Origin of the sequence: Streptomyces sp. NPDC008313 (assembly GCF_042956125.1) — a bacterium.
Taxonomy (GTDB): Bacteria; Actinomycetota; Actinomycetes; order Streptomycetales; family Streptomycetaceae; genus Streptomyces.
In genome coordinates this window covers 449,108-464,740 of sequence record NZ_JBIBFR010000001.1, presented here as the reverse complement: position 1 = coordinate 464,740, position 15,633 = coordinate 449,108, and the positions used below count along the sequence as shown (strand labels likewise).

The following is a 15,633-nucleotide window of genomic DNA, read 5'->3' as shown; positions in this document are numbered from 1 at the left end:
CTGGACCGCCGGCGCTGCCCGTCGGTCGTCGAGATGAAGAGGCGTCGCCTCAACTGAGGGTGATGTTCCCGTCCTTGTCCATGCGGGCGTTCCACCCGAGGGGCGCGGCAGGGCGGTACGCGCACGAGGGGCAGAGGGTTTCGTCGTGGACGGGCCGGAAGAGCGTGGCTTGTACGTGGTCGCCCTCGCACTCGCGGAGGGCGGCGAGCCGGGCGGAGACGCCGGGGCGCTCCTGCGGGGCGTACGGAGGGGTGTCCCGCGGAGGCGAGGCGGGCGGTGCGGGCGGTACCGGCGGTACCTCGCCGAGGAGGTGGCGCAGGAGGCCGCCGGGGCGGTGGACGGGGGCGCCGCTGTCGGGGAGGTTGCGCAGGATGTGGGCGCGGACGGCGGCCGGGGAGTGCCCGGCGGCCAGCCAGCGGGCGGTGAGGGCCGTCAGCTCGGCGTACATCGGGCGGGGGATGGTGCGCAGGGCCGGGTCGAGATCGCGGTAGGAGGCGGCGAGGGCGCGGGCCTCTTCGAGGTGGGGGACGGGGCGGTCGTGCCGGTGGTTCGCGGGGGCTACCTGGGCTTGCGCGGCGTGCGCGGCTTCCGTGGTCGGCGCGGCGTGCGCGGCTTCGGGGGCTTCGGCGGGTGCGGGGGCATCGGGGGCGTCCTCGGGGGGTTTGGGGGGTTGGTTGTGGGTGTTCACAGGGGTCTCGCCGTAGGGAAGACCGTCGGGCAGCCGACCGGTCCGCTCACCGACCGCCGGATTCCGGGGACTCGGTACGACCTGCGGGGACTGCGCGACCTGCGGCGGCTGCGGGGGCTGTGCCACGGGCATCCGGGCGAGGAGCTTGGCGGCCTCGCCGGGGCTCAACGGGACGTTGGACACGAGCTGTTGGGTGACCCAGTGGCCACCGGGACCCTGGACGCGCCGCTCGTGCACGAACCCCTCGTCCTTGAGTTGCCGCTTGGCCCGCGTGAAGGCGCTTCCGCCGATCCGGGCGCGCTCGGCGGTGCGCGACAGTGACTCGCGCGTCCCCTCCGGAAGAGAGAGCTGCCAGGTCAGCAGCCGCACGGCGTCGGAGGACAGCCGGGGGTGCCGGATCAGGTCGTGGGAGAACTGCGTGAACGCGCGCGGGGGCGCGATAAGGTGCCGGTAAATCACGGTGGAGTCGCTTTCCACTGGTGGTCCAGGCCCTCGCTGACGGGTGCAACCGTCGCGGGGGCCGTCTTGTCGTCCGTGCCTTGTTCACGTGACCGTACCGCACGCAACGTGCGCGCGATATCGCGTTGAGTGAAGACCTCGGGTCAGACGATCCGGTGCTGTCCAAGACGACTACTGCTGAGGAGCTATGAACCGTGACGAACATGCGGGCCTGGGCGGGGCATTCACGTTGATCCACCTCGAAGGTGAGCACAGGATTGGCTACATGGAGGTGCAGGAGGCGAGCATCCTGTACACCACGCCCAAGAAGGTCAGCCCCTTGGCGGCAACGTACGGCGTTCTCCGAGCGCAGGCGCTTACTCCTCGGGAGTCGCTGACCTTCATCGAGAAGCTGTTGGGAGAGCTATGAAGGCAAGCAGCCCCGAGCCTGCCGCTGACGAGCTGAGCTGGTTCAAGAGCAGTTACAGCTCAGGAAGCGGCGGTGACTGCGTTGAGATCGCCTGGGTGAAGAGCAGCTACAGCGCGGGCGATGGTGGCGACTGCGTCGAGGTCGCGGACGCTGGTACGGCCGTGCTGGTCCGTGACTCCAAGCGGCCGGGGGAGGCGCTTCTCTCCGTCGGAGCCGATGGGTGGGCCGCGTTCGTACGGATGGCGGCGCGCGGCTGACGTAGGCGAAAGCGGCGGGCGGGAGCCAGGACTTGGCTTCCGACCGCCCCTTCCTCTTGGGCGTACTCCGCTTACTCGGCCTTCTTGGCCCGCCCTCGGGTCTTCTTCTCAGGGCGCCAGTTGATGAGATCCGCCTCGGACAGCTCACGCTCCGCGCGACCGGTGTCGAGGGCGGCCTGGAACTCCTCGGCGGGGTTGCCCTCCCACTCCTCGTCGTATTCGCCGTACCACTGGTGGACCCAGGGCAGCACCTCGCGCAGACCGGCGAGCAGCGGTACGAAGCGGGGGTCGTCCTCGGCCCAGCCGCCGTTCTCCACGCGGTCGCGGATTGTGGACGCCCGCGGCAGAAGTTCCGTCGCTCCACGCGTCACGAACAGCAATGAGGGCCGCGCCCGGACGCCCGTCAAAATCGCACCCGCCTACATGCGACTGACCCCGGAGGAAGCGCGGCGTGAGCGGCTTATGACGGAAGCCCGGTGGAAGAGGGAGGTGGAGCGGCGGGCGAAGAAGGCGCAGTCCGCCAAGGAACTCGGGGAAGCCCGCCGCCGGACCAAGACGAGCAGGACAAGGCCGCGGGACACATCCAGCCCCTCCCAGTAACGGATGAAACCCACCGGCTGGTCCACACCCCGCCGTGTGGCGCCGGCCATCTCAGAGAGGACGAACCACACCGTGCCTTCCCGCACATCCATGGCGACCCACGACCACGGCGACTGGGCGGTCCCGTACCAGCCCGCCGACTTCACCGATGTGGACCCGGCGTCGGTCACCTGGCGGGGGAAGACACCGTCCCCCACGCTCGTGGACGCCGTACGCCGAATCGTCGAGGGGGAGGGGCCGATCCACCGGGAGGTACTTCACCTCCACCTCGGGGAGGTGCTGTACCAGCCCCGGCTGACCGCCGCGAAGAAGCGCCTCGTCGACGCGGCGGAGGAGCTGCTGACCGACGAGGGGCAGATCGTCGAGAAGGATGACTTCCTCGACGTACCCGACAGGCCCTGTACACAGGCCCGTTGGCCGCTGCCGGGGCTGACCCGGCGCCCGGTCGAACACGTTGCCCCGGCCGAACGCCGGCGTGCGCTCCTCGGCCTCGTCGAGGACCGCTCACGCGAACTCACCGCCGAACAGGCGGTAGCCGAGGCAGCCGCCTTCTTCGGCTGGTCCGCGCGCACCAGCCGCGTACCGGCCCGCCTGATGTCCGACCTCTACCGCCTCCGCGACACCGGAGCCCTGACCGGCTGGCCGACCGCGCTGGAATTGGTCACCGGAGACTGACCGCGCCCCCACCGACATGCAGCCCATCCGTCACCGCGGGAAGTGGGGATACCCTGCACGCCGACCGTCCACGTGCTGTACCGACCGGCGCAAGCCAGTGAATGGGGAACGGGTGGGAGACGAACGACGTCGCCCTGATGCGGCGGACCTGGTAGTGGCCGGGTGCGGCTGGCTCCTGATCGTGGCCGTGATCGCCATGCCGGGGCTCGTCCTGGACGACGGCCCCTTGACGGCATACATGGTCGTGGTGGGCGGGGTGATCGGGTCCCTGTGGGCTCGCAGGAGGCTGGGCCGCTGACGATGCCGACCACCAGCGAAGTGCCGGGGTGACCGTCCGCCGGCCGTCTGGCCGAACTGTCCTGGGGCGGGAACGTTCCGCGAGCTCCACCACTTGCTACGCCCACTGTCGGGCGATCTTCGGTCGACCGTGAAGCAGTGAGTCAGCCCCTTACATTCGCCGGGACAATCACCTCAACCAGCCGCCACATCCCGCTCGAAGGGTTGGTCTTGGCCTCCTCGCCCTGCCTCGCGAGCTTCCTCGCCCGCTCGACGGCGTCCCGCCAGCCCTCGCGGTAGCGGCCGAAGTCGAATTCGCGGGCCACTTTGCTGTAAGCGGGGTGGTGGGTGACCAGGTGGCGCTTGGCCTGCTGGTATCCGGCGACCGATGCGGTGTGTTCGCGGTGATGGAGGAGGAGCCACAGCTCGAAGCAGGGATTGGAGAGGGCCACCTGGACGTCTTCGGTCTCGGCCAGCCGCAGGGCTTCCTCCAAGTGAGCGAACTCGTCCACGTCCAGGACGCACCACGCCTGGTGGTAGTGGCCGTCGGCCCTGTCGCGCTCGGTCACGGTGTGCCGTACGACCGACACCGGGTCCTGGTCGCACACCTTGATCTTCACGGAGACGGCGCGGTTGTCCACCGACGCCAACAGGCCGCGTAAGTAGGCCGGCTCCGTGTTCCTCGCGCCGCAGACCACCAGGACCGGCACGCAGGGTTCCCGGTGCGCGGGCCTGCGGCGGAGCGTGGACTCACGCCTCGGTGTCTTCCGGCCGTCCGGCTTCGGTGCTCTCGCCATGCGCTCCCCCTCGCCCGGCAACAGCCGGCGCGAAACTGTCGTCGATCACCGGCACCGCGCCGTAACTACCGCTCAGGTACCGCCGTTCCCGGTTCTCCTCCGAGCGTGGCCGGAAGTCCGAAAGCGGGTAGAGCGAGGTCTCCCCGAACTCGTTCTTGGACGCGAACCAGATCTGGTCGCGCTTGAGGATGTCCTCACCGGCCTTGCGGCCGAGCAGACTCGCGTCATGGCTGGTGAAGAGGAGCTGTGCGCCGTGGGGATTGCGCGCCGGGTCCTGGAAGAGGCCGACGAGGAAGGCGCTCAGGCGGGGGTGCAGACTGCTGTCGAGTTCATCGACGACCAGGGTCCCGCCCAGCTCGGTCACTCGCTCCAGAGCGATGGCGTACTCCACGATCGCCCGGGTCCCGGAGGACTCGGCGGACAAAGGCAGCTCGAACGAGCCGTTCCGGCCGGTGTGCCGCAACCACAGTTCATGGCGTACGCGCCGCCGACCCGGTAGCGCCTCGATCCGCGCGTCCGGCGCCTTGGCGTCCGAGGGCCGCTGGGGCCTCAGCCGAGGCCGGCCGCCATCGAGGGGCTGTTCTTCCACGGCTTCCACCCGGAAGTCCTCGATGCCGAGATCTGCCGCGCGCAGCAGTTCCCGCAGGTGCGCCGGTTCGCCCATCCGGTCGAAGTGCAGGGCCAGTTCCCTGGTGAGGAGGCGCAGCGAGTAGGGGAAGGCGCGGCCCAGCACAGGCCCACCGAACACCAGATCGTGACGGAACCAGCGGTACACACGGCTGAGTGAGGTCACGGATGCCTTCGACCGGGCCGCCATCGACAGGAAGAGCGCACTCGACGCGGTCACTTCGGCCACCGTGCTCAGCGCCCTGGCATCCCGTTGTGAGCTGCCGACGTGGAACGCGTCGCCGTCACGCTCGAACACCACCCGTCTGCGTCCCTCGGGATAGGCGTACAGCCATTCGCTGCGGACGCTCTCGTCGTCGACCTCGAAGCCGTAGACGTAGCGCTCTCCGCGTACCAGGAGATCGGCGACGTACCAGGAACACTCGGAAGGTGCCACGGTGTCCAGTAAGAAGGGCCGCCTGCGCACGCCCTCGTCCTCCTCCGCCATGAGAGGGGACTGGCTCACCATCTCCGCCATGTACCGCAGTGCGTCCACGACGTTCGACTTGCCCGCCGCGTTGGACCCGAAGATCCCTGCCACCGGCACCGCCTGCCAGGACGTACCCGGTGGCCGCTCGCCGCCGTACACCGGGTGGAGCTGCCATTCCAGCTCGTCCCTGATCGACCGGTGATTGGACACCCGGAAGTTGAGAAGCAATGCGCACCCCCTTGCAGAAGCTGCTTCCAGGCTACTCTCACCCGACTTCGTGCAAGTGAATCGCCGATAACCATGTCTGGCAAGCCGGATCGGGCAATCAGGAGGGTGAACCCGTCGGCCGCAGGCTCTTCAGGAACAGGCCGTCCAGGACCTCCCACTCCGTGGCGCGGTCCACCACCTCCACCGTGCGGCCGTCCAGCGTGGGGGTGGCGTGCGGGTCCTCGGCCGGCAGCAGCAGCCACAGGCCGTGCGGGCGGTCGGCGGGGCGGCGGGCGGACTGCTGGAGACCGGCCAGCAGCTCCCGGCCGCCGGCCTCCCAGTAACGGGCGATCAGGCCGGCCTCGTGCGCGAGCAGGACCGTACGCGGGCCGGAACGTTCCGCGAGCTCCACCACCCGCAGCCCCACCCGCTCCGCCGCCGACCGCGTGTACGAGGCGAGGGCGGCGCTCAACGTGCCGGTCGGAACGGTCGGCTGGCTGATGCCCAGCGCCTTCGCGATCAGACTCTGCGCCGGCCACGGCTCCAGCGGCTCACCGGCCTCCAGGACCCCCGGCAGCTGGAGGGTCGCCCGGACCACGTCGGAACGGGGCCGGGTGCGGCGCCTGCCCCCGGGCGGCGTGAGACGCGCGGCCAGGGTGTCGACCGACTCCAGGACCTCTTCCGGCGCGTCCGGCTCCAGGGCCACGGGCTTCCTGGCGGCGGTCTTGCGGCGCAGCGCCTGCGTCCACTGGCGGTGCCGGCGGTTGAGCTCCTTGCGGATCGCGTTCCCCGCACCCCGGGCGCGCGATGCAGTGCGGTGGAATGTCCAGCAGCTCTTCGACGGTGTGGGCCTTCAGGCCCTCGGCCACCGGCCTCTCACCGGACGCCATCTCGTGCAGGGTGACCGCGGCCGCGTACCACTCGGCGTGGTCGTCGTAGCGCGAACGGCCCGCCCCGCCGAGGAACGGATCGAGGTAGCCGCGCGTGCCCGCGTGCACATCCTGGTCCGGGGCGTCGGCCGGCGAGAAGTCGAACAGCATCAGCTGCCAGGAGCCGTCGCTGCGCTTGAACAGGCCGAGGTTGTCCGGCTTGACGTCCCGGTGCCGCACGCCGCGCGCCGCCAGAATGTCCAACGCCTCGAACGTCGCCCACGCCCGGTAGGGCTCCGCCTTTGGCATCAGCCCGCGCAGGTGGTCCAGCCCCTCCTGCTCCCACCGGAACCCCGACCGCCGGGGCTGGAACCACCGCTCCCGCGGCGCGGGAGCGGGCTGGAGAACAGGCGGACACCGAACACCTCCGGCGATGGCGGGCAGGACAGGGAGCTTAGTCGCCGGGGAAGTCAGCCCCTCCGGCGCTTGAGGAGCGGGGCCCTGAGGGGCGGGGCCCGGGGCGGAGCCCCGGGGGAGGGGAGGGTGCAGGGAAGGGGCGGAGGCGGGGCGAGAACACCCCAGCGGCCCGCCCCGCCTCCGCGCCACCCCGCCCCGCCTCCGCGCCCCCCACCGTCCGGCGTCGCCGCCCCGGAGGCCTCGCCCTACTGCGGCCCGTACTTCCGCCCCGTCCGGGACGTGAGGCCGCCCAGCAGGGCGCGGGGAGTCACCTTCACCAGGCCCATCAGGGTCTTGTAGCGGGCGTCCGGGACGGAGAGCGTCTTGCCGCGGGCGAGGTCCGCCAGGGCCGCCGTCACCAGCTTGTCCGCGTCGAGCCACATCCACTTGGGGATGTTGTCCGTACCCATGCCGGCCCGCTGGTGGAACTCGGTCCGTACGAACCCGGGGGCCAGCGCCATCAGCCGGACCCCGCTGCCCGCCAGGTCCCGCGCCGCTCCCTGCGTGAACTGCACGACCCACGCCTTCGACGCCCCGTACGTCCCGCGGGGCACGAACGCGGCCACCGAGGCGACGTTGACGACTCCGCCCCGGCCGCGCTCCCGCATGCCCGCGGTCGCCGCCGACGTCAGGCGCAGGACCGCCTCGCAGTGCACCTTGAGCATCGTCAGCTCGTCGGCCATGGGGACGTCGAGATAGCGGCCCTTGTTGCCGAAACCGGCGTTGTTGACCAGCAGGTCGACCGGGCTCTTGCGTTCCCCGAGGCGGGCGGCCACGGCCTCGATGCCGTCGTCCGACGCGAGGTCCGCCGTCAGCACCTCGGCCTCGATGCCGTGGCGGTCGTGCAGTTCGGTGGCCTGCTCGCGCAGCCGTTCCGTATCGCGCGCCACGAGGACGAGATTGTGGCCGTCGGCCGCCAGACGCCGCGCAAAGGCGGCACCGATACCCGCGGTCGAACCCGTAATCAGAGCCGTTGTCATGGCCCAAGGCTAGTGACCCAGGCCCCGTCCACCACGCCCAGACGCCCCTTCCGGCGCCCCGTCGGGAGGCGGCTGCCCAACGCCCTTGCACACGGGGCCTCCTGACGGTCGGTGAGCTGAGCGGGGTGCGGGAAGCTGAGCGACCGGGCTGGACGGACCCGCGTCCGAAGGGCCGGTCCGGGCCGGATGGACCCGCGCCCGGAGGGCCGGTCCGGGCGGCCGGCCGTTCAGGGCGCGCCTCGGCGGATCGGCCGGGGTCGCGCGTCGGCGGTTGCCGACCCGGGAGGGCGCCCGGCGGTCACGGGGCCGCGCGCCGGCGGTCGGCCGGGCGCGGCCCCAGCCCGGGTTCACACCGAAGGCGCCCCGTACTTCTCCACGTACTTCCGTGCCAGGTCCCGCTCCTCCCGTGGCAGCGCGTCCCCCGCCGCCAGGATGCGCGGCAGCAGCTCCCGCTCCGTGGTGACCGCGCGGAACTGGAGGGAGACGGTGATGTCGTGGCCGGGCCGGTGCACGATCTCGATCGGGTCGCCGGTCCTGATCTCGCCCGGCTGGATGACCCGCAGGTACGCCCCGGGCGCTCCTTCCCGCGTGAACCGCTTCACCCAGCCGTGCTCGCCCAGGTGTCCCTGGAAGGTGCGGCACGGTATCCGTCCGCAGGTGACCTCCAGGACCGCCTCGTCCCCGACCCGCCACCGCTCGCCGATCAGCGCGCCGGAGACGTCGAGGCCCTGGGTGGTGAGGTTCTCCCCGAAGTTCCCGTTGGCCAGCGTCCGGCCCAGCTCGCGCTCCCAGACGTCGAGGTCCTCGCGTGCGAACGCGTACACCGCCTGGTCGTCGCCGCCGTGGTGCCGGGTGTCGCACACCGCGTCCCCGGTGAGTCCGCTCGCGCCGACCCCCTTCGGCCCGGGCGCCGCCACCCGCACCGGCCCGTCCACCGGTCGCTTGTCGATGCCGGTGACCCCCTGGGGCTGGTCCGTGTACGGGACGGACTTCGGGCGGCCCAGGTTCAGAGACAGAAGCTTCATGGCGGCCACGGTAGGCGAGGCCAAGTCAAAGTGTCGACGCATTATGAGGCGATGTGCCCAAGAGCCGCTTATGATCGAAGGGTGATCGAGGCTCGTCATCTCCGTGTTCTGCGCGCCGTGGCCGCCACCGGCTCCTTCTCGGCGGCGGGGCGCGAACTGGGCTGCACCCAGCCCGCCGTCAGCCAGCAGATGAAGGCCCTGGAAGCCTCGGTCGGCACCCCGCTGCTGATCCGCACCGGCCGCGAGATGCGGCTCACGCAGGCCGGCGAGGCGCTCGTGCGGCACGCGGCCGGCATCATCGCCGGGCTGACCGCCGCGGAGGAGGAGGTCGCCGCGATCGCGGGCCTCAGGGCGGGCCGGGTCAGGCTCGTGTCGTTCCCGAGCGGCAGCTCCACGCTCGTGCCGACGGCGCTCGCCGCGCTGCGCGCCGCGCACCCCGGGACCCGTGTCTCGCTGGAGGAGGCCGAACCGCCGCGCTCCGTGGAGATGCTGAGGGAGGGCGAGTGCGACGTGGCGCTCGCGTTCCGCTACGAGGACGCGGCGGCGGAGGAATGGGACGACCTGGTCGTACGCCCCTTGCTGGTCGACCGGCTCGTCGGACTGGTCCCGACAGGACACCGGCTGGCCAGGGCGGAGTCGGTCGCCATAGGAGAGCTGGCCGAAGAGCCGTGGATCGCGGGCTGTCCCCGCTGCCGCGGGCAGCTCGTCGAGGTGTGCCGGGGCGCGGGCTTCGTACCCCGCATCGACTTCGCCACCGACGACTACCCGGCCGTCGTGGGGCTGGTCGGGGCGGGTCTCGGAGTCGCGGTGCTGCCCGAACTGGCCATCGAATCCGTACGACCCAAGGGTGCACGCACCGTGACGGTCGAGCCGCCGGTGCGCCGGGAGATCGTGGCGCTCACGCTGCCGGACCTGGCTCAGGTGCCCGCGGTCATGGCCACTCTCGACCACCTCGGGCGGGCAGCGGCGCGCTGAGCGGGCGTCGGCGGGACGTCAGGCGGGCAGTTCGTGTCTCGCGTACGTGAAGGGCTTCGTACGTTCCGCTGTGGACTACGGGAATGTGGACGTACGGGGAGTGAAGAAACGTTCCTTCATTTGTGCAGGTGATGATCCGGCGGTGAACCGCCGCCGGGAGGCGACGCCGAGACCAGGCGGTTGCGCGCCCGGCCCATGAGTTCCTCGCGCTCGTCCTCGGTCAGTCCGCCCCACACCCCGTACGGCTCGCGCACCGCCAGTGCGTGGGCCGCGCACTGTGCGCGCACCGGGCACCGCATGCAGACCTCTTTGGCCGAGTTCTCACGAGCGCTCCGTGCCGCACCGCGCTCGCCCTCCGGGTGGAAGAAGAGCGAGCTGTCGACCCCGCGGCAGGCCGCGAGGAGCTGCCAGTCCCAGAGGTCCGCGTTCGGACCGGGAAGGCGGGAGAAATCTGCCATTACATGTCCCCTTGTCGCCGTTCTGGGCTGATAGGTGCCCACGACCGTACAGCTACGATCTAAGGAGATGAAAATATGACTCATTGCGAATCTAGCCTCAGACACCAGTGAATGGGAAGAAAAAGGGCTGAATGGGGCACGGGGTTGTGATGAAACGTTGAGGGTCGGCCGCACATGTCTGCCCCGTGTCCGCTCCCTCACGTAGAGTGCCGAAGACGTCCGGCTGCCCCGTAACTCTTTCGAGTGACCGTCGTTGAGAGTGCCGAGGCGGTTGAAGGAACAAGCGCTCGGGCAGACGGCATCGACCGTCGGCGAGTGTCGACCGCACAGGTGACGATTCGTAACCAGCCTGGAGGCTCAAGGTGACGCGCATCAGCTGCGGAGGGCGGCCATGACATCCGTCCTCGTCTGCGACGACTCCCCGCTTGCCCGAGAGGCGCTCCGACGTGCGGTGGCGACCGTGCCCGGCGTCGAGCGTGTGACGACGGCGGCCAACGGCGAGGAAGTCCTCCGCCGCTGGGGTGCCGACCGCTCGGACCTGATTCTGATGGACGTACGCATGCCCGGCCTGGGCGGCGTCGAGACGGTCAGGCGGCTGCTGTCCGCCGACCCCGGTGCACGCATCATCATGCTCACCGTCGCCGAGGACCTGGACGGCGTGGCGCTCGCCGTCGCCGCGGGTGCCCGCGGGTATCTGCACAAGGACGCCTCCCGCGCGGAGCTGCGGGCCACGGTGACGCAGGCACTCGCCGACCCGACCTGGCGGCTCGCCCCACGCCGGCTGCGGTCCGCCGAGATGGGCGCGGCGCCCACGCTCACGGCGCGTGAGATCCAGGTCCTGGAAGGCATGAGCCACGGCCGGTCGAACGCGGAGATCGGCCGTGAGCTGTTCCTCTCCGAGGACACCGTCAAGACGCACGCCCGGCGGCTCTTCAAGAAGCTCGGCGCCTCGGACCGGGCGCACGCCGTGGCGCTCGGCTTCCGGTGGGGCCTGGTCCGTTAGGCCCTGTCTTCCATGTCCCCTCGTCGCCCGGAGGGCGGCCCCACGGCGTCCGGTGCGGCGAGAGGGCGTGCCGGGCGCCGCGGGGCAGAGGAGAGATCGAAGACAGGGCCTGGGGGGTGTCTGGCGGTGTCGGACATTGCCTGAGGCCTTTCGTTCGGGTCATGCCGGATCAGGGAGCGGGGCGCGGTGCGTGCAGAGGCAAGGCGGAGAAGGGCTGCATGGCGGAGCCATGGGCATCCCTCCCTGCCCGAGCGCAGCCGGGACCACGGGGGAAACCGACGTCGACGTGGCGGATGCGCGCACCACGCCCCGCGAGCCCGGCATGACCCGCTCGACAGGCCGTGGGTGAGCCACCGCGGGGGCACGGTCGTCCCCGGTCCCGGTCGCGTGACCGGCCCTCTCCCCGTCCCCGGCCCCGTACCGGGCGGGGCCGGTCCGTCGGGGCGGCCTCGCGGGAGCGACCTCGCGGCGCGACGTGAGGCGGGCCGGGCCGATTCCCCGGTGCCTCGCATGCCGCCCCGTCCGACGGGCCGGTGGACGTCCGATCCCCGTTTCGGCGGCGATGCCGCATCCTTGAGATGTGGAGTTCCTCGGGGACGAGTCGGACGAGCGGAAGAGGAGGGCGCAGGAGATGAGTTCCGGCGCACCTGCTCATAACGCTTCGGTGCACAACAATGGACGCGGTGCCACGGACCGCTCGACGCCAAGGCACCATGGACCGATGCGCGACGACGAGACGACGGTGATCGGTGCGCTCGTCCATCGCGCTGTGGACGGCGACGAGCAGGCCACGCACGATCTGCTCGCACACGTCCACCCTCTCGCCCTGCGCTACTGCCGCACCCGGCTCTCCCGGCTGCCGGGCGACGCGCGGCACTTCGTGGAGGACTTGGCCCAGGAGGTCTGCGTCGCGGTGCTGCTCGCGCTGCCCCGCTACAAGGACACCGGCCGTCCCTTCGAGGCCTTCGTCTTCGCCATCGCCGCGCACAAGGTCGCCGACCTGCAGCGCGCAGCGATGCGCCACCCCGGTTCGACGGCCGTCCCCTCCGACGAGATGCCCGAGCGGCCCGACGACTCGCTGGGCCCCGAGGAGCGCGCCCTGCTCAGCAGCGACGCCGCGTGGGCCAAGAAACTCATGGCTAACCTCCCCGAGAACCAGCGCGAGCTGCTCCTCCTCCGGATCGCCGTGGGTCTCACCGCCGAGGAGACCGGTCAGATGTTGGGAATGTCACCGGGAGCGGTCCGGGTCGCCCAGCACCGTGCCCTGAGCAGGCTGCGGGCGCTCGCGGAGCAGTAGCGCGCCCGAGGGGCAGGAGCCGCGGCGGCGGGCCCTGTTCCGGGCGTGCGCGGCGGCGCGGGCACCCGGGGCCGTGGGGTGAACGCGGAGCCCGTCCGTTCCGTAGGAGTTCCGTAGGAAGCTACGAAGCAGTGGGGTGCCCCCGTTTGTGGAATGAGTGGGCTCCGCTTCCCGTTAGCATGGACATCCGCACCGATCAAGGCCATTTGGGGAAGGTGTCATGACTGCCAACGTCGACGGAGTGCCCGCCAAATTCGCGACACTCGGGCTGACCTACGACGACGTGCTGCTGCTGCCGGGAGCGTCGGAAGTCCTTCCGAACGCGGTCGACACCTCATCGCGTATCTCCAGGAACGTCCGGGTGAACATTCCCCTGCTGTCCGCCGCCATGGACAAGGTGACCGAGTCCCGCATGGCGATCGCCATGGCCCGGCAGGGCGGCGTCGGTGTGCTCCACCGCAACCTGTCCATCGAGGACCAGGTCAACCAGGTCGACCTCGTGAAGCGTTCCGAGTCCGGCATGGTCACCGACCCGATCACCGTGCACCCCGACGCGACGCTCGCCGAGGCCGACGCGCTGTGCGCCAAGTTCCGTATCAGCGGTGTGCCGGTCACCGACGGCGGCGGCAAGCTGCTCGGCATCGTCACCAACCGCGACATGGCCTTCGAGACCGACCGCTCGCGCCAGGTGCGCGAGGTCATGACCCCGATGCCGCTGGTCACCGGCAAGGTCGGCATCTCCGGCAGCGACGCGATGCAGCTGCTGCGCCGCCACAAGATCGAGAAGCTTCCGCTGGTCGACGACGCGGGCGTCCTCAAGGGCCTCATCACGGTCAAGGACTTCGTGAAGGCCGAGCAGTACCCGAACGCCGCGAAGGACGCCGAGGGCCGCCTGCTCGTCGGTGCCGCCGTCGGCGCCAGCCCCGAGGCCCTCGAGCGCGCCCAGGCGCTCGCCGAGGCCGGTGTCGACTTCCTGATCGTCGACACGTCGCACGGGCACAACAGCAACGCCCTCAACTGGATGGCGAAGATCAAGTCGAGCGTCGGCGTCGACGTCATCGGCGGCAACGTCGCCACCCGCGACGGCGCCCAGGCCCTCATCGACGCGGGTGTCGACGGCGTCAAGGTGGGCGTCGGCCCCGGCTCGATCTGCACCACCCGCGTCGTCGCCGGCATCGGCGTCCCGCAGGTCACCGCCATCTACGAGGCGGCCCTCGCGGCCCGCGCCGCCGGGGTCCCGGTGATCGGCGACGGCGGCCTGCAGTACTCCGGCGACATCGGCAAGGCGCTCGCAGCCGGCGCCGACACGGTGATGCTGGGCAGCCTCCTCGCCGGCTGCGAGGAGTCCCCCGGCGAGCTGCTGTTCATCAACGGCAAGCAGTTCAAGTCGTACCGCGGCATGGGCTCGCTCGGCGCCATGCAGTCACGGGGCCAGGGCCGGTCGTACTCGAAGGACCGCTACTTCCAGGCGGAGGTCGCCTCCGACGACAAGCTCGTGCCCGAGGGCATCGAGGGCCAGGTCCCCTACCGCGGCCCCCTCGCCAACGTGCTGCACCAGCTCGTCGGCGGCCTGCGCCAGACCATGGGGTACGTCGGTGCCGCGAGCATCGACGAGATGGAGTCCAAGGGCCGTTTCGTACGGATCACGTCGGCGGGCCTCAAGGAGAGCCACCCGCACGACATCCAGATGACCGTCGAGGCACCCAACTACAGCCGCGGCCAGTGAGCAGCCGGTAGAGCCGGCGACGGCCACGCGCGTGTGAGGGCGGCCCCGGGTGTTCCCGGGGCCGCCCTCGGCGTGGGTGTCGGGGATACTGGAAGGCGCTGAAACGCAGAGGGAAAGGCCACACACGTGACTGAGATCGAGATCGGGCGCGGCAAGCGCGGCCGCAGGGCGTACGCCTTCGACGACATCGCCGTCGTCCCGAGCCGCCGTACGCGAGACCCGAAGGAGGTCTCGATCGCCTGGCAGATCGACGCCTACCGCTTCGAGCTGCCCTTCCTGGCCGCCCCGATGGACTCGGTCGTCTCACCGGCCACCGCCATCCGCATCGGCGAGCTCGGCGGCCTGGGCGTCCTGAACCTGGAGGGGCTCTGGACGCGGTACGAGGACCCGCAGCCGCTGCTCGACGAGATCGCCGGCCTCGACGCGGACACCGCGACCCGCCGCCTCCAGGAGATCTACGCCGCTCCCATCAAGGAGGAGCTGATCGGGCAGCGCATCAAGGAGGTGCGCGACTCGGGCGTCGTCACCGCCGCCGCGCTCTCCCCGCAGCGCACCGCGCAGTTCTCCAAGGCGGTCGTCGACGCGGGCGTGGACATCTTCGTCATCCGCGGTACGACGGTCTCCGCCGAGCACGTGTCGGGCGCCGCCGAGCCGCTGAACCTGAAGCAGTTCATCTACGAGCTGGACGTCCCGGTCATCGTCGGCGGCTGCGCCACCTACACGGCGGCCCTGCACCTGATGCGCACCGGCGCGGCGGGCGTCCTCGTCGGTTTCGGCGGCGGCGCCGCGCACACCACGCGCAACGTGCTGGGCATCCAGGTCCCGATGGCGACCGCCGTGGCGGACGTCGCGGCGGCCCGCCGCGACTACATGGACGAGTCCGGCGGCCGGTACGTGCACGTCATCGCGGACGGCGGTGTCGGCTGGTCCGGCGACCTGCCCAAGGCGATCGCCTGCGGAGCCGACTCGGTGATGATGGGCTCCCCGCTCGCCCGTGCCACGGACGCGCCCGGCAAGGGCAACCACTGGGGCATGGAGGCGGTGAACGAGGAGCTGCCGCGCGGCAAGAAGGTCGACCTCGGCACCGTCGGCACCATCGAGGAGATCCTCACCGGTCCCTCGCACATCCCGGACGGCTCCATGAACATCTTCGGCGCCCTGCGCCGTGCCATGGCCACGACCGGCTACAGCGAGCTGAAGGAGTTCCAGCGCGTCGAGGTGACGGTCGCGGACTCGCAGCACAAGCGGTAACCCGCACCGTCGTACGGAAGGGCCCGTCCACGCGCGCGTGGACGGGCCCTTCCGGCGTCTCCGGGTCCGTCAGCCGCCGGCCGGCAACTCGGCGACGCCCGCCGGCACGAGGACGACGCCGCTGAGGCA

The 15,633-nt window shown here is 71.0% G+C and carries 17 protein-coding genes and 1 pseudogene; 9 read left to right on the top strand and 9 right to left on the bottom strand.

What is annotated here, in order from left to right; all coding sequences use genetic code 11:
* Positions 1-49 precede the first annotated feature (49 nt).
* Positions 50-1,147 (bottom strand): hypothetical protein, encoded by a 1,098-nt coding sequence (locus tag ACFY93_RS02070; protein WP_391352767.1) that lies wholly within the window; start codon positions 1,145-1,147, stop codon positions 50-52.
* Positions 1,148-1,334: 187 nt separating this feature from the next.
* On the opposite strand from ACFY93_RS02070, the gene ACFY93_RS02065 reads away from it, so the two are divergent.
* Positions 1,335-1,556, top strand: coding sequence for a Scr1 family TA system antitoxin-like transcriptional regulator (locus ACFY93_RS02065; protein WP_391352765.1), 222 nt, complete (start codon positions 1,335-1,337; stop codon positions 1,554-1,556).
* On the top strand, positions 1,553-1,813 hold the full coding sequence (locus tag ACFY93_RS02060; protein ID WP_391352763.1) for a DUF397 domain-containing protein: 261 nt from the start codon (positions 1,553-1,555) through the stop codon (positions 1,811-1,813). The genes ACFY93_RS02065 and ACFY93_RS02060 overlap by 4 nt, the downstream gene beginning before the upstream one ends.
* Before the next feature lie 71 nt (positions 1,814-1,884).
* On the opposite strand, the gene ACFY93_RS02055 is transcribed toward ACFY93_RS02060, so the two are convergent.
* The gene (locus ACFY93_RS02055; RefSeq protein ID WP_391352762.1) at positions 1,885-2,184 is read right to left on the bottom strand and encodes a DUF7008 domain-containing protein; all 300 of its coding nucleotides are present in this window, start codon (positions 2,182-2,184) and stop codon (positions 1,885-1,887) included.
* Between the two features lie 301 nt (positions 2,185-2,485).
* Between ACFY93_RS02055 and ACFY93_RS02050 the strand changes: the two genes are divergently transcribed.
* Both ACFY93_RS02050 and ACFY93_RS02045 read left to right on the top strand, forming a co-directional pair.
* Positions 2,486-3,088, top strand: a complete 603-nt coding sequence (locus ACFY93_RS02050; RefSeq protein ID WP_391352760.1) for a hypothetical protein — start codon at positions 2,486-2,488, stop codon at positions 3,086-3,088.
* Between the two features lie 112 nt (positions 3,089-3,200).
* Positions 3,201-3,386 (top strand): hypothetical protein, encoded by a 186-nt coding sequence (locus tag ACFY93_RS02045; protein WP_391352758.1) that lies wholly within the window; start codon positions 3,201-3,203, stop codon positions 3,384-3,386.
* 142 nt (positions 3,387-3,528) lie between these two features.
* On the opposite strand, the gene ACFY93_RS02040 is transcribed toward ACFY93_RS02045, so the two are convergent.
* From ACFY93_RS02040 to ACFY93_RS02015, 6 genes and pseudogenes are all read right to left on the bottom strand, one after another.
* A complete protein-coding gene (locus ACFY93_RS02040) occupies positions 3,529-4,161 on the bottom strand; it encodes an RloB domain-containing protein (RefSeq protein WP_391352756.1) in 633 nt (210 codons plus the stop codon).
* On the bottom strand, positions 4,115-5,485 hold the full coding sequence (locus tag ACFY93_RS02035) for an AAA family ATPase (RefSeq protein WP_391352754.1): 1,371 nt from the start codon (positions 5,483-5,485) through the stop codon (positions 4,115-4,117). The genes ACFY93_RS02040 and ACFY93_RS02035 overlap by 47 nt, the downstream gene beginning before the upstream one ends.
* A gap of 97 nt (positions 5,486-5,582) precedes the next feature.
* Positions 5,583-6,170 carry a hypothetical protein gene (locus ACFY93_RS02030; RefSeq protein ID WP_391352979.1) on the bottom strand — a complete coding sequence of 196 codons (588 nt, stop codon included), beginning with the start codon at positions 6,168-6,170 and terminating at the stop codon, positions 5,583-5,585.
* A 151-nt stretch (positions 6,171-6,321) separates the two neighbouring features.
* Positions 6,322-6,642: pseudogene (locus ACFY93_RS02025) on the bottom strand (hypothetical protein); the annotation flags it as partial.
* Between the two features lie 353 nt (positions 6,643-6,995).
* Complete coding sequence (locus ACFY93_RS02020) at positions 6,996-7,769, bottom strand: SDR family NAD(P)-dependent oxidoreductase (protein WP_391352752.1); 774 nt, start codon at positions 7,767-7,769, stop codon at positions 6,996-6,998.
* Between the two features lie 347 nt (positions 7,770-8,116).
* A complete protein-coding gene (locus tag ACFY93_RS02015) occupies positions 8,117-8,794 on the bottom strand; it encodes an MOSC domain-containing protein (RefSeq protein ID WP_391352750.1) in 678 nt (225 codons plus the stop codon).
* Positions 8,795-8,875: 81 nt separating this feature from the next.
* Here ACFY93_RS02015 and ACFY93_RS02010 point away from each other — a divergent pair, with 81 nt between their 5' ends.
* Positions 8,876-9,769, top strand: a complete 894-nt coding sequence (locus ACFY93_RS02010) for a LysR substrate-binding domain-containing protein (RefSeq protein WP_391352748.1) — start codon at positions 8,876-8,878, stop codon at positions 9,767-9,769.
* Between the two features lie 116 nt (positions 9,770-9,885).
* On the opposite strand, the gene ACFY93_RS02005 is transcribed toward ACFY93_RS02010, so the two are convergent.
* Positions 9,886-10,227: a WhiB family transcriptional regulator gene (locus ACFY93_RS02005; protein ID WP_391352746.1), complete on the bottom strand. Its 342-nt coding sequence runs from the start codon at positions 10,225-10,227 to the stop codon at positions 9,886-9,888.
* A gap of 391 nt (positions 10,228-10,618) precedes the next feature.
* Between ACFY93_RS02005 and ACFY93_RS02000 the strand changes: the two genes are divergently transcribed.
* The 4 genes from ACFY93_RS02000 (at position 10,619) to ACFY93_RS01985 (ending at position 15,504) form a co-directional block, all read left to right on the top strand.
* On the top strand, positions 10,619-11,230 hold the full coding sequence (locus tag ACFY93_RS02000; RefSeq protein WP_003948568.1) for a response regulator transcription factor: 612 nt from the start codon (positions 10,619-10,621) through the stop codon (positions 11,228-11,230).
* A 721-nt stretch (positions 11,231-11,951) separates the two neighbouring features.
* Positions 11,952-12,527 carry an RNA polymerase sigma factor ShbA gene (locus ACFY93_RS01995; protein WP_391352744.1) on the top strand — a complete coding sequence of 192 codons (576 nt, stop codon included), beginning with the start codon at positions 11,952-11,954 and terminating at the stop codon, positions 12,525-12,527.
* 220 nt (positions 12,528-12,747) lie between these two features.
* The gene (gene guaB, locus ACFY93_RS01990) at positions 12,748-14,253 is read left to right on the top strand and encodes an IMP dehydrogenase (protein ID WP_391352743.1); all 1,506 of its coding nucleotides are present in this window, start codon (positions 12,748-12,750) and stop codon (positions 14,251-14,253) included.
* A gap of 126 nt (positions 14,254-14,379) precedes the next feature.
* A complete protein-coding gene (locus ACFY93_RS01985; protein ID WP_391352741.1) occupies positions 14,380-15,504 on the top strand; it encodes a GuaB3 family IMP dehydrogenase-related protein in 1,125 nt (374 codons plus the stop codon).
* Positions 15,505-15,633: the final 129 nt, after the last annotated feature.

Excerpts from the sequence above, each read along its gene's own strand:
- ACFY93_RS02065 (WP_391352765.1), top strand. The coding sequence starts at position 1,335 with ATGAACCGTGACGAACATGCGGGCCTGGGCGGGGCATTCACGTTGATC.
- ACFY93_RS02060 (WP_391352763.1), top strand. The coding sequence starts at position 1,553 with ATGAAGGCAAGCAGCCCCGAGCCTGCCGCTGACGAGCTGAGCTGGTTC.
- ACFY93_RS02040 (WP_391352756.1), bottom strand. The coding sequence starts at position 4,161 with ATGGCGAGAGCACCGAAGCCGGACGGCCGGAAGACACCGAGGCGTGAG.
- ACFY93_RS02020 (WP_391352752.1), bottom strand. The coding sequence starts at position 7,769 with ATGACAACGGCTCTGATTACGGGTTCGACCGCGGGTATCGGTGCCGCC.
- ACFY93_RS02015 (WP_391352750.1), bottom strand. The coding sequence starts at position 8,794 with ATGAAGCTTCTGTCTCTGAACCTGGGCCGCCCGAAGTCCGTCCCGTAC.
- ACFY93_RS02005 (WP_391352746.1), bottom strand. The coding sequence starts at position 10,227 with ATGGCAGATTTCTCCCGCCTTCCCGGTCCGAACGCGGACCTCTGGGAC.
- ACFY93_RS02000 (WP_003948568.1), top strand. The coding sequence starts at position 10,619 with ATGACATCCGTCCTCGTCTGCGACGACTCCCCGCTTGCCCGAGAGGCG.
- ACFY93_RS01995 (WP_391352744.1), top strand. The coding sequence starts at position 11,952 with ATGCGCGACGACGAGACGACGGTGATCGGTGCGCTCGTCCATCGCGCT.
- guaB (WP_391352743.1), top strand. The coding sequence starts at position 12,748 with ATGACTGCCAACGTCGACGGAGTGCCCGCCAAATTCGCGACACTCGGG.